General features: G+C 69.2%; 13 protein-coding genes. 9 read left to right on the top strand and 4 right to left on the bottom strand.

From position 1 onward, the window contains the following. Window positions 1-42 precede the first annotated feature (42 nt). Entirely contained in the window at window positions 43-1,662 is a 1,620-nt protein-coding gene (gene groL / locus AB0I81_RS58690; RefSeq protein ID WP_360678167.1) for a chaperonin GroEL, read from the top strand. A 233-nt stretch (window positions 1,663-1,895) separates the two neighbouring features. On the opposite strand, the gene AB0I81_RS58685 is transcribed toward groL, so the two are convergent. Then, on the bottom strand, window positions 1,896-2,747 hold the full coding sequence (locus AB0I81_RS58685) for a helix-turn-helix transcriptional regulator (protein WP_360678165.1): 852 nt from the start codon (window positions 2,745-2,747) through the stop codon (window positions 1,896-1,898). A 174-nt stretch (window positions 2,748-2,921) separates the two neighbouring features. Here AB0I81_RS58685 and AB0I81_RS58680 point away from each other — a divergent pair, with 174 nt between their 5' ends. From AB0I81_RS58680 to AB0I81_RS58665, 4 genes are all read left to right on the top strand, one after another. Further along, a complete protein-coding gene (locus AB0I81_RS58680; RefSeq protein WP_360678163.1) occupies window positions 2,922-3,698 on the top strand; it encodes an SDR family oxidoreductase in 777 nt (258 codons plus the stop codon). Window positions 3,699-4,079: 381 nt separating this feature from the next. After that, window positions 4,080-4,826, top strand: coding sequence for a hypothetical protein (locus AB0I81_RS58675; RefSeq protein ID WP_360678161.1), 747 nt, complete (start codon window positions 4,080-4,082; stop codon window positions 4,824-4,826). 269 nt (window positions 4,827-5,095) lie between these two features. Continuing rightward, on the top strand, window positions 5,096-5,731 hold the full coding sequence (locus AB0I81_RS58670) for a sigma-70 family RNA polymerase sigma factor (RefSeq protein WP_090930520.1): 636 nt from the start codon (window positions 5,096-5,098) through the stop codon (window positions 5,729-5,731). Then, a complete protein-coding gene (locus AB0I81_RS58665) occupies window positions 5,728-5,901 on the top strand; it encodes a hypothetical protein (protein ID WP_360678159.1) in 174 nt (57 codons plus the stop codon). The genes AB0I81_RS58670 and AB0I81_RS58665 overlap by 4 nt, the downstream gene beginning before the upstream one ends. Here the strand turns inward: AB0I81_RS58665 and AB0I81_RS58660 are convergent. Next, a complete protein-coding gene (locus tag AB0I81_RS58660) occupies window positions 5,862-6,239 on the bottom strand; it encodes a DUF5319 domain-containing protein (RefSeq protein WP_080043188.1) in 378 nt (125 codons plus the stop codon). The genes AB0I81_RS58665 and AB0I81_RS58660 overlap by 40 nt on opposite strands. 39 nt (window positions 6,240-6,278) lie before the next feature. After that, the gene (locus AB0I81_RS58655; RefSeq protein WP_360678157.1) at window positions 6,279-7,295 is read right to left on the bottom strand and encodes a helix-turn-helix transcriptional regulator; all 1,017 of its coding nucleotides are present in this window, start codon (window positions 7,293-7,295) and stop codon (window positions 6,279-6,281) included. A 454-nt stretch (window positions 7,296-7,749) separates the two neighbouring features. Between AB0I81_RS58655 and guaB the strand changes: the two genes are divergently transcribed. From guaB to AB0I81_RS58640, 3 genes are all read left to right on the top strand, one after another. Continuing rightward, a complete protein-coding gene (gene guaB / locus AB0I81_RS58650; RefSeq protein WP_360678155.1) occupies window positions 7,750-9,231 on the top strand; it encodes an IMP dehydrogenase in 1,482 nt (493 codons plus the stop codon). Between the two features lie 3 nt (window positions 9,232-9,234). Beyond that, window positions 9,235-10,356 carry a GuaB3 family IMP dehydrogenase-related protein gene (locus AB0I81_RS58645; protein WP_360678153.1) on the top strand — a complete coding sequence of 374 codons (1,122 nt, stop codon included), beginning with the start codon at window positions 9,235-9,237 and terminating at the stop codon, window positions 10,354-10,356. A 116-nt stretch (window positions 10,357-10,472) separates the two neighbouring features. After that, window positions 10,473-10,727, top strand: coding sequence for a hypothetical protein (locus tag AB0I81_RS58640; protein ID WP_360678151.1), 255 nt, complete (start codon window positions 10,473-10,475; stop codon window positions 10,725-10,727). Window positions 10,728-10,916: 189 nt separating this feature from the next. Here the strand turns inward: AB0I81_RS58640 and AB0I81_RS58635 are convergent, their stop codons facing one another. Further along, complete coding sequence (locus AB0I81_RS58635; protein ID WP_360678149.1) at window positions 10,917-11,483, bottom strand: dihydrofolate reductase family protein; 567 nt, start codon at window positions 11,481-11,483, stop codon at window positions 10,917-10,919. A gap of 72 nt (window positions 11,484-11,555) precedes the next feature. Here AB0I81_RS58635 and AB0I81_RS58630 point away from each other — a divergent pair, with 72 nt between their 5' ends. Beyond that, a complete protein-coding gene (locus AB0I81_RS58630; protein ID WP_360678147.1) occupies window positions 11,556-12,128 on the top strand; it encodes a TetR family transcriptional regulator in 573 nt (190 codons plus the stop codon). The last annotated feature ends 4 nt before the right edge of the window (window positions 12,129-12,132 follow it).

Genomic DNA, 12,132 nt, shown 5'->3' with positions numbered 1-12,132 from the left:
GAGGGCGGCCGGGGTTTTCGACGCTAGGAGAGGACTTTCAGTATGGCGAAGATCCTGGAGTTCGACGAGGACGCCCGCCGCGCGCTCGAGCGCGGTGTGAACGCCCTCGCGGACGCCGTGAAGGTTACCCTCGGCCCGCGTGGCCGCAACGTCGTCATCGACAAGAAGTTCGGTGCGCCGACGATCACCAACGATGGTGTCACCATCGCTCGTGAGATCGAGCTGGAAGAGCGTTACGAGAACCTCGGCGCCCAGCTCGCCAAGGAAGTTGCCACCAAGACCAACGACATCGCGGGTGACGGCACCACCACCGCGACCGTCCTGGCCCAGGCCATGGTCCGCGAAGGTCTGCGCAACGTGGCCGCCGGCGCCTCGCCGCTGTCGCTCAAGCGCGGCATCGACAAGGCCGCCAAGGTGATCAGCGACAAGCTGCTCGCCAGCGCCCGCGAGGTCTCCGAGAAGAAGGAGATCGCCGACGTCGCGACGATCTCCGCCCAGGACGCGAAGATCGGCGACCTGATCGCCGAGGCGTTCGACAAGGTGGGCAAGGACGGTGTCCTCACCGTCGAAGAGTCCAACGCCATGGGCATGGAGCTCGAGTTCACCGAGGGCATGCAGTTCGACAAGGGTTACCTGTCGGCCTACATGGTGACCGACCCCGAGCGGATGGAGTCCGTCCTCGAGGACGCCTACATCCTGCTCACCCAGGGCAAGATCGCCTCCATCGCGGACTTCCTGCCGCTGCTGGAGAAGATCGCCCAGACGAAGAAGCCGCTGCTCGTGGTGGCCGAGGACGTCGAGGGCGAGGCCCTGGCCGTCCTGGTGACCAACAAGATCCGCGGCACCTTCACCTCCGTGGCCGTCAAGGCCCCGGGCTTCGGCGACCGCCGCAAGGCCATGCTGCAGGACATCGCCATCCTCACCGGTGGCCAGGTCGTCAGCGAGGAGGTCGGCCTCAAGCTGGAGCACGTCGGTGTCGAGGTGCTCGGCACGGCCCGCCGCGTCGTCGTCACCAAGGACGCCACGACCATCGTCGACGGCGCCGGTGACCAGCAGGCCATCGAGGACCGCGTCAAGGAGATCAAGATTGCCATCGAGCAGTCCGACTCCGACTGGGACCGCGAGAAGCTGCAGGAGCGCCTGGCCAAGCTCGCCGGCGGTGTGTGCGTGCTGCGTGTCGGCGCCGCCACCGAGGTGGAGCTGAAGGAGAAGAAGCACCGCCTCGAGGACGCGATCTCCGCGACGCGCGCCGCGATCGAGGAGGGCATCGTCTCCGGCGGTGGCTCCGCGCTCATCCACGTCGCCAAGGAGCTCGACGACCTCGGCCTCACGGGCGACGAGGCCACCGGTGTGGCCATCGTGCGCCGCGCCCTGGTGGAGCCGGCCCGCTGGATCGCCGAGAACGCCGGTCTTGAGGGCTACGTGGTGACGCACAAGATCACCGAGCTCGAGCCGGGTCACGGCCTCAACGCCGCCACCGGCGAGTACGGCGACCTGATCGCCCAGGGCGTCAACGACCCGGTGAAGGTCACCCGCTCTGCCGTGCAGAACGCGGCTTCGATCGCGGGCATGCTGCTCACCACCGAGGCGCTCGTGGTGGACAAGCCCGAGGAGGAGGCCCCGGCCGCCGCCGGAGGTCACGGTCACGGCCACGGCCACTGACCGCTCCTTCACACCATCCGTACGGCCCGCACCCGAGAGGGTGTCGGGCCGTACGGCTTTCCGGGCCTGCACGATGTGGCGGAACGCGCGAGATCCCGGCTCGGGCGTGAGGTCAATACCGTCGTCATCACCCGCGCACGTTGGGAAGCCGAGCAGGACGGGTTCATCCGAGAGCTCCACCAGGTCCCGATCGCCGGAGGGGAACAGGATGACAAGATTCATCCTGTGAGCCGTCATTGGCCCGAGTGGGCCGGGGCGGTCCAGCTGCTCAGCAGGCGCAGGGCCGTGGCGGTGGGGGAGCCGGGTTCGGCGTTGTAGACGCACAGGGTCTGGTCGGGGTCGCCGGGTGGCTGGAACGACTCGTAGGCGAAGTGGAGATCGCCGACCACGGGGTGGCGGTAGTGCTTGGCGCCGTGCGTACGGCGTAGCACGCGGTGGTCGTTCCACCAGGTGGTGAACTCGGGCGAGCGCAGGGTGAGCTCGCCCACGAGGTCGGCCAGCCGCCGGTCGTCCGGGTGGCGGCCGGCCTCCAGGCGCAGCATGGCGACGGTCTCGGCGGCGATCCGTGGCCAGTCCCCGACCCGTTCGCGGGCCTCCGGGTCCAGGAGGTAGTAGCGGGCCAGGTTGCGCTGCGGTACGGGCAGCGCGTCGAAGTCGGTCAGCACCGCCCGCGCCAGCCGGTTGGCGGCCAGCACGTCGGTGCGCCGGCCGAGGATGAAGGCGGGCACGTGCTCCAGGGTCTGGAGCATGAGGTGCAGGCCGGGGCGGACCCGCTGCGGGGCGGTGGGCGCGCGCCTGGCCGGGGTCGGCCGGGCCAGCAGGTCGGTGAGGTGCTCGCGTTCGGCGAGGTCGAGCTGGAGCACGCGGACGAGCGCCTCGACGATCTCCGGGGAGGGGTTGCCGGCGCGGCCCTGTTCGAGACGGGTGTAGTACTCGGTGCTCATGCCGGCCAGGCGGGCGACCTCGTCGCGGCGCAGGCCGGGCACCCGCCGGGCGCGGCCGTCCGCCGCCAGCCCTGCCTGGTCGGGGCTGATCCGGGCGCGACGCGATCGCAGGAAGTCGGCGAGTTCGTCACCACGGTTCATACCTCCATTGTGAGTCAGCCGCAGGGGTGCGCCGGCGCTCTGGGTGGCCCTGCCGGTACCTGCCTCCGAAGGGCCTGCTACATCCCCGAAATCGCAGCTCAGGGATGGTGTGCTGGATGCGTGGCCGGTGAGTCGCCGGGCACTGTTCATCTGTCTGCGAAAGGTTTCAGCGCCATGTCCGTACGAACTCTCGCCAAGCCCCTGACCGGTCGTGTGGCGGTCGTCACCGGAGCCTCCAGCGGCATCGGGGAGGCCGCGGCCGAGCACCTGGCGGAGCTGGGCGCGCGCGTCGCCGTCCTGGCCCGGCGCGCGGACCGGCTGGACGGGCTGGTCTCCAGGATCGAGCGGAACGGCGGCACCGCGCTGGCCGTCGCCGCCGACGTGACCGACACCGGGGCCGTGCGTTCCGCCGCCGGGCGGGTGGCGGCCGAGTTGGGGGCCGCCGGGCTGCTGTTCAACAACGCGGGCGTCATGTTGCCCGCGCCGATCGAGGAACTGGCCGAGGATCAGTGGCGGCACCAGATCGACCTCAACATCACGGGGCTGATGAACGTCATCGGCGCGTTCACCCCGCAGCTGGTCGAGGCCGCCGGTGATCAGGGGGTGGCCGATCTGATCAACACCTCGTCGATCGCGGCTCAGAACATCTTTCCGAACTTCGCCGTGTACTCCGGGACCAAGGCGTACGTCACGCATCTCTCGCGTCACCTGCGGGTCGAGCTGGGTCCGAAGAACGTGCGGGTGTCGGCGATCGAGCCGGGGATCGTGGGCACCGAGCTGCAGAGCCATGTCACCGATGACGGCGCGTTGCGGTGGCTGGAGGGGAGCAAGGAGGCTATGGAGTGGCTCACGCCGGAGGACATCGCGCGGACCGTCGGTTTCGTCGCCACGCTGCCGCCGCGCGTGAACCTGCAGCAGGTCACGGTCATGCCCACCGGCCAGCCCAGCTGACCACCCTGGCCTGTCCGGGCCGCTCTGGCGACTTGCCCGACCCGCTCTGGCTTGCCCGACCCGCTCTGGCTTGCCCGACCCGCTCTGGCCTGCTCGACCCGCTCTGGCCTGCCCGAACGACCCGCCTTGGCCCGTCTCACCCGCTCGACCGCTCGACCGCATGCGGATGGCCGGGCTGAGGAGGGCCCGGGGGCGCATCGGCCTTGCCGAACCGCATGGCACGCGCCAGGCACCCGCCCACCTGGTGTGAGGCCACACACTCCCGGCTGCCCGGCTGCCCGGCTGCCCGGCTGCCCGGGGCGCGGGGCGCGGGGGTGGCGGCTGGGTCGGATTAGGCTCGGGCGGGTTGGTGGAGCGGGTGTGTGGAAGGGCGGCCTGGGGATGCGGTATCAGCGGGCGGTGGAGCGGTTGCGGATGCTCGCCGAGGCGTGCGAGCAGACCAGGCGGGTGCCGGTGGACGAGCCGTTCCTGCGGGAGGCGTACGTCTTCGGCGACCTGACGGCGGGGGCGGATCCGGTCGAGGTGATCGAGGTCGCCTTCGTGCTGAACCTGCCGCCGGAGGAGGTGGCCTGGGAGACCCAGCCGCCCGGCACGGCGTGGCTGGTGGACTTCCTGCGGCTGGATCGGGGCGGGGTCGCCTACTGGTGGCGGTCGCGCGGGGAGCCGGTGGGCAACCATCGCATCCGCGAGCCGGTGCGCTTCTGGTCGCTGGACGGGGTCGAGAAGGGGGTGCTCGACGCGCTGGCCGAGCGGCGGTTCGGGGCGGTGCGTGAGGTGGCCGCGTACGGCGATGGAAGCGGGCGTACGGCGGCGCAGGTCCAGGAGGAGCTACGGACGGCCCTGGAGCACCTGCGCGCCGTGCACGGGGCGTACTGGGAGCGCGGCTGGCGGCGCACGCACAGGGGGCGGGGGCGGTACCCGGAGAACCACCTGTGGGAGGCGGTCGCGGGGTATCTGGACCTGCTGGACACGCGGGCCGAGCAGCTTCAGGATCTGCCGAGCACGCGGGGCGAGGAGCTTCAGGATCTGCCGGGCGCGCGGGAAGAGGGGCTTCAGGGTCTGCCGGGCGCGCGGGAAGAGGGGGATCCGGGTCTGCCGGACGTGCGGGGTGAAAGGGCGGGGGAGTGAAGTGAGGACCTCATCGCTCCGGGTGGCTCCGCCCGGAGTCGGGCGGGATGGGGGGAAGTGGGGGAAAAGGTGGAATATTGGAGTAAACCGGGAGTCTGTGATAAGCGTCCGGAGTCTGACAAATGTCGTGCATTCCGGGTTATCCCGTGAAACATTATGTCACCATAAAGGCTTAGTGTGGTCGGTTGATTACTGCTCGTTATCGTCGCTTCAATGTGACCAATCCGTAGCCGTTCGCCATGACGACAGGCCGGATCAGTGCGGGCATAGTGCCTATCGTGAGCGAGGGAAGCGTCGCCGACGCCAAAATTGGGGTAAGGCTCGCGTCGAGACTTCCGGCACGGACGGATGACTCCGACCTAAGAGAACTGACGAGCCTCGCCGTGCAGGGAGATCGCAGTGCGATCGAATCCCTGCTCGGTGAGTTGCGTCCGATGGTGGTGCGGTATTGCCGCGCCCGGCTGGGCAGGGTTTCAGGGCAATATCACATTGCCGATGACGTGGCCCAGGAGGTGTGCATCGCGGTGTTGTCCGCGCTGCCGCGATACCGGGACATGGGGCGGCCATTCGCCTCCTTCGTGTTCGGGATCGCCTCGCACAAGGTGGCCGACGCGCTGCGAAGTTCGGTGCGCTCGGCCGTTCCGACCCAGGATCTGCCGGACGGGCCCGACGACGGTCCGGGGCCGGAGGAGACGGTGGTGCGCTACATCGAGGTGGAGCACGCCAGGCGGCTGCTGGCCAGGCTGCCCGACAACCAGCGCGAGTTGCTGCTGTTGCGGGTGGTGTCGGGGTTGTCCGCCGAGGAGACCGGTAATGTACTCGGTATGTCACCAGGTGCGGTCCGCGTCGCCCAGCATCGGGCGCTGGCACGGTTGCGGCAGATGGCGGAGCTGGAGTCGGCTTGACTCCTGAGGAGGAGACCGACGCGCTGCTCGACGCGCTCGGTCGCGGACAGTCGCCCGACTCGGGCGATCCGGCCGCGCGCCTGCTGGCAGCGCTGCTCGACGATGTGGGCAGGCGGCGGTCCGCCGTGTCTCAGCGGCGTTCCTCCGTGTCGATGACGCCGTCGACGTAGCCTCTGGCGTAGTCCCAGCTGACGTAGTCCGCCGGGTCCGGGTGGAAGGCCGGCTCGTGTACTTGGGGCTGGCCTTTCTCGATCATCTGTTTGAGGTTGCCGCGCAGCAGTTCCCAGTCGAAGAAGTGCTGCTCGCCGCACTCCGGGCAGTCGAGCACCAGCCCCAGCACCCCCTGCGGTTCGAGCAGGGAGCGGAAGACCTCGACGTCGGCGAGGTCGGTGATGGCCTCGTCGCGCTCGGCCGCCGTGAGTGGCTCGGCATCGTCGAGCGCGCCCATCGCCGAGGAAGGGTCGTTTGGGTCATCCGCGAACGGATCGCGGGGGACGTCTTCCAGCACCTTCCCACCATATGACCGAAGCGGCCCCAGCGGTGGGGATTACCTGAGCCATCCGCGTCTGGCCGCCTCCGCGCCTGCGTGAAAGCGGGATTGAGCGCCCAACTCGGTCATGGCGTCGGCGAATCTCGCGCGTACCGTACGCACCGACAGGCCGAGCTGGCGGGCGATCGAGTCGTCGCACATGCCCTGCGCGGCCAGGCGCAGCACCTGGATGATGCCGTCGCCCTTGCGGCCCCACGGGACGGGTACGGCGCGCGCCCAGAGCTCACGGAAGAGCGAGGTCAGCATGCCCACGACGACGGAGGTGCGGACCAGGTAGAAGTTGTAGGCGTGGTCGGGCAGGTTGCCGCCCCAGTGCGCGGGCAGGCCGGCGACCTCCGAGCCGGCGGTCATGAACCAGCTCGGCACCCGGTCCAGCGTGCGTACGCTGCCGCCGGTCTCGACGAGGCGGGTCAGCTGGTCGCGTACGCCCGGGAGCATGAGGGTGGAAACCGGGATGATCGCCCGAACAGTAAGAAGGCTTCGTTCTTGCGCATCAATCCATGGATCCGCAAATTTCCGTGCAAAGTCAGTCATTGTACGTTCATCTGGAACGGCAGTCAGTAATGGCATTGGTGGTGTTTGACACTGTACGGCGATGCCGACCACGCTCTCGTACAGGATGTCCGCCCCGCTTGCCATCTCCACCGTAAAAGGGCCGCTGCGATAGTCGCGGCCCGCGTCATAGTCACGGATCAGGCCGCGGATGGAGCCGAGCGCCGAGTCGATTCTGCGGCTCTCCTCCGCCAGATGATCGAGCCGTTCGGCGATCAGCCGGCCGAGCGCCGCGGCGGGGTGTCTGGCGAGATATTGTCCCGATTGTTCATCTATGACGCCCAGTTTGACGAGATCGTCCAACTGGCGGCCGACTTTTTCGACGGGATCGTCCATGGCCTGTGCCAGGTCGGTACGTGTCGCTTTGTGCAGGCGCAGCACCGCTGAGTACAGGGCGGTCTGGGCGGGGTCGAGGCCCAGCGTCTCGAACGGGTCGGAGATGATTTCGGGCTCGTTGCGCATTCTGGGCGGCTCCGTCGGGGGGACACGGGCGTGCCGCGAGGATAACCCCGCATTACGCCTGTGTCCGCTTCTTGCGCTGACTCGTTCCAACCGGCATGCAACTTCGTGCAATTGCACGTTTGCACATTGCGGTGTGCCGGTGAGTAACGCAGGCTTTACCTAGCGTCGGCATCCAGCAAGGGCGCGGTTGCGCCGGCCATCAGAACGCGGAGGGGGGTTCGGTGGTGCGTTGCGCCGCCGTTGCCCGGGTGCCGGTGGCCGGGGGATGGGACGGATCACCGACCGTCCCATCCCCCGGCACTTTGTGATGCCGGGGGTACGACGGACCGTGGGGGTCATCGTGCCCCCGGCCATCCGCCGCCACTCCCCGCACTTGTTGCTCCCGGGCTCCGTGTGGTTTGGACGCAGGCCCTAGACTTAGCTGAATCAGCGCTAGGCAGGAGGGGGCCGCGGCATGTCCAAGTTCACCGAAATGGGTTTGACCTTCGATGACGTGCTGCTGGTGCCGGGTTATTCAGACCTCCAACCGGGCGAGGCCGACACCGGTTCCCGCCTGTCGCGGGGCATCACGCTGTCCATCCCGCTGGTCTCCGCCGCGATGGACACCGTCACCGAGGCCCGCATGGCGGTCGCCATGGCCAGGCAGGGCGGCATCGGCATCCTGCACCGCAACCTGTCGGTCGAGGAGCAGGCCCAGCAGGTCGATCTGGTCAAGCGGTCCGAGGCCGGCATGGTCACCAACCCGGTGACGTGCAGCCCGGACGACACGCTGGCCGACGTCGAGCGGCTGTGCGCCACGTACCGGATCTCCGGGGTGCCCGTGACGGACGCGGCGGGCACGCTCGTCGGCATCGTGACCAACCGCGACATGCGCTTCGAGAACGACCAGACGCGGCCCGTCCGCGAGGTCATGTCACCGATGCCGCTCGTCACCGCCCCGGTGGGGGTCTCGCGTGACGACGCGTTCGCGCTGCTCAGGAAGAACAAGATCGAGAAGCTGCCGCTGGTGGACGCCGAGGGCAGGCTGCGCGGCCTGATCACGGTCAAGGACTTCACCAAGAGCGAGCAGTACCCGCTGTCCACCAAGGACGCCGACGGCCGGCTGGTCGTCGGGGCGGCCGTGGGCGTCGGCGGCGACGCCGAGCTGCGTGCCAAGGCGCTCATCGAGGCCGGGGTGGACGTCGTGGTCGTGGACGTGGCCCACGGCCACTCCAAGGGCCTGGCCGAGATGATCGCCAAGCTCAAGGCCAACAGCAAGGTCCAGGTCATCGGCGGCAACATCGCGACCAGGGCCGGCGCCCAGATGCTGGTCGACGCGGGCGCCGACGCGGTCAAGGTGGGCGTGGGCCCCGGCTCCATCTGCACCACCCGCGTGGTGGCCGGGGTGGGAGCGCCGCAGGTCACGGCCATCCACGAGGCGTCGAAGGCGTGCGCGCCCGCCGGGGTGCCGGTGATCGGCGACGGCGGCCTGCAGTACTCGGGCGACATCGTCAAGGCGATCGCCGCCGGGGCCGACACGGTCATGCTGGGCTCGCTGCTGGCCGGCTGCGAGGAGTCGCCCGGTGAGCTGATCTTCATCAACGGCAAGCAGTTCAAGTCCTACCGGGGCATGGGCTCGCTCGGCGCCGTACGCAACCGCGAGCGCGGCGGCACCTCCTTCAGCAAGGACCGCTACGCCCAGGCGGACGTCGGCGGCGAGGACAAGTACATCCCCGAGGGGATCGAGGGCCAGGTCCCCTACCGCGGCCCGGTCGCGGCCGTCGCCCACCAGCTCGTCGGCGGTCTGCGCCAGGGCATGTGGTACGCGGGCTGCCGCACGATCGGCCAGATGCACACCGACTGCGAGCTCATGCCGATCACGTCGGCGGGTCTCAAGGAGAGCCATCCCCACGACATCCAGATGACCGTGGAAGCTCCGAACTATCACAGAAGGTAAGTCATGACTCAGCAGGTGGAGATCGGCCGGGGGAAGACCGGGCGGCGGGCGTACTCGCTCGACGAGATCGGACTGGTGCCCTCGCGGCGCACCCGTGACCCGGAAGAAGTCTCGATCGCCTGGCAGATCGACGCCTACCGGTTCGAGCTGCCCGTGGTCGTCGCTCCGATGGACAGCGTGGTCTCGCCGGCCACCGCCATCGAGATCGGCCGGCTCGGCGGCCTGGCGCCCCTCGACCTCGAAGGGCTGTGGACGCGCTACGAGGACCCGCTGCCGCTGCTGGAGGAGTGCGCCGCCCTCGACCAGGCGGCGGCCACCAAGCGGCTGCAGGAGATCTACGCCGCGCCGATCCAGGAAGAGCTGATCGGCCGCCGGATCGAGGAGATCCGTGCCTCCGGCGTGACCACCGCCGTACGGCTGTCGCCGCAGCGCACGGTCCAGTACCACAAGGCCGTGATCGACGCGGGCGTGGACATCTTCGTCATCCGCGGCACCACGGTCTCCGCCGAGCACGTCTCGGGGCGGGCCGAGCCGCTCAACCTCAAGCAGTTCATCTACGAGCTGGACGTGCCGGTCATCGTGGGCGGCTGCGCCACCTACACCGCCGCCCTGCACCTCATGCGCACCGGCGCGGCGGGCGTGCTGGTCGGCTTCGGCGGCGGCGCCTCGCACACCACGCGCAACGTGCTGGGCGTGGCGGTGCCGATGGCCACCGCGATCTCCGACGTGGCGGCGGCGCGGCGCGACTACCTGGACGAGTCCGGCGGCCGTTACGTGCACGTGGTCGCCGACGGCGGCATGGGCACCTCCGGCGACATCGCCAAGGCCATCGCCTGCGGGGCCGACGCCGTGATGGTGGGCTCGCCGCTGGCGCGCGCCGCCGAGGCGCCCGGCCACGGGTTCCACTGGGGTTCGGAGGCGCACCACCCCGACCTGCCGCGCGGGCGGCGGGTCGCGTTCGGCACCGTGGGGACGCTGGAGCAGATCCTGCACGGGCCCTCCAGCGTGGCGGACGGCTCCATGAACCTCATGGGGGCGCTGAAGCGCACCATGGCCTCCACCGGTTACTCCGACATCAAGGAGTTCCAGCGGGTCGAGGTCGTGGTCGCGCCGACCCAGCGCTGAACCATACCCGTTGACGGCCGCCGCTCCTCCTGGGGTGGCGGCCTTCTGCTGGGTGTGCGTCGCGCCCTACACCGTGGCGCGGGCGATATTGCGGTAACCGACATAGGGTTCTCTTTATGGAGGAATCGCTCGAAGATCGGGTCGTCAGGCTGGAGCAGCAGGTCGCCGACCTGCAGCGGCTCATTGGCATCGACCCCAGGTTCATCGACTCGCGGGCCGAGGGGCCCGCGCTGCCGCCGGACTTCTACCGGGCGCTCGGCCAGGGCAAGAAGATCCAGGCCATCAAGATCTACCGCGAGGCGACCGGGGCGTCCCTGGTGGTGGCCAAGAACGCGGTGGAGGCGATGGCACGGCAGTCGCGGGGGTATTGAGTAGGCGCCTGGCGGGCGTCTGGCGGGCACGGTGTGCCGGACGTCGAGCAGTTGTTCCCTGACGGGTGCTCCCTGATGGGCGACGAGATGGGGCGGGAGCTCCCGCGGCGGGCGGCGGAGCGGCGCACAGGTGCAGGTGCGGGTGCGGGCTGAGGTCGCTCCGCCGCCTCAGGAAGGTCCACCGGGCGCTCAGCGGGTGTAGGTCATGAGGACGGTGCCGTTGCTGAACGTACGCGTGCCGGTCAGCGTGAACGTGGTCGGGTTGAAGGAGCCGTGGAAGACCGGGATGCCCTCTCCGGCCACCACCGGATAGCACTTGATGATCATCTCGTCGATCTCGGGCAGGAGCTGGGCGGCCAGGTTGCCGCCGCCACAGAGGTAGATGTCGCCGCCCTGCTCCTGCTTGAGCCGGCGCACCAAGCCGATCGGGTCGTCGGGGACCAACTCCACGGCGGGGTCGTCCACGCTCTTGATGGTGCCGGAGACGACGTACTGCCGCAGGTGGGCGTACGGGCTGGAGTAGCCGACGGCGAGTCCGGGCTCGTAGCTGCCGCGGCCCATGATGACCGTGTCGAAGCGCTTGTTGGGCGCGTCGAAGCCGATCTGGTCGCGGACGGGTGTGGGGACCATCTCGGGGTATTCGCCGTTGATGTAGGCCGCCATGTCGTCGGCCACCGGATAGAAGTCGAACTCGCCCCCGGGACCCGCGATGTAGCCGTCGATCGAGGTGGCAATGTAATAGACGAGCTTTCGCATACGATCAACTCCGTTTGAAGTACTATGAGTGAACTGGTTAGACCGTAGTACTACAACTGGAGTGGTGTCAACATGGTCCGACAGAACACGGCCAGACGGACGGCGCTGATCGACGCCGCGATCGAGGTGCTGGCAGCGGAGGGAGCGCGCGGGCTGACGTTCAGGGCGGTGGACGCGCAGGCCGGGGTGCCCACCGGCACCGCCTCCAACTACTTCGCCAACCGCGACGACCTGCTCACCCAGGCGGGCGGCCGGATCTACGAGCGGTTGCAGCCCGACGCCGCCGAGGTCGCCGACAGCCGCTCGGGGGCGCGCGACGGCGACCGGGTCGCCGTGCTCATCCAGGGGGTGGTCGATCGGGTCTCGTCGTTCAAATCCGGCTACCTGGCCCTGCTGGAGCTGCGGCTGGAGGCCACCAGACGGCCCGCGCTGCGCACCGTGCTGACCAAGCACATCCGCGCCGACGTGGACGCCAACATCCGCCACCACCTCGCCTCTGGCCTGCCCGGCGACGAGGACACCGTGGTGCTGCTCTACCTGGCGATGAACTGGCTGGTGGTCGAGCGGCTCACGCTGCCCGACGTGTTCGGCGAAGATGAGATGCGCAGGCTTGTGACCAGCGCCGTTGAGCGTCTGTTGGCCTAAGCTG

It is taken from the genome of Nonomuraea sp. NPDC050404 (genome assembly GCF_040655495.1).
Lineage (GTDB): Bacteria > Actinomycetota > Actinomycetes > Streptosporangiales > Streptosporangiaceae > Nonomuraea.
Note: the sequence above shows the minus strand (reverse complement) of the source record. Positions and strands in the feature narration are given on the sequence as shown.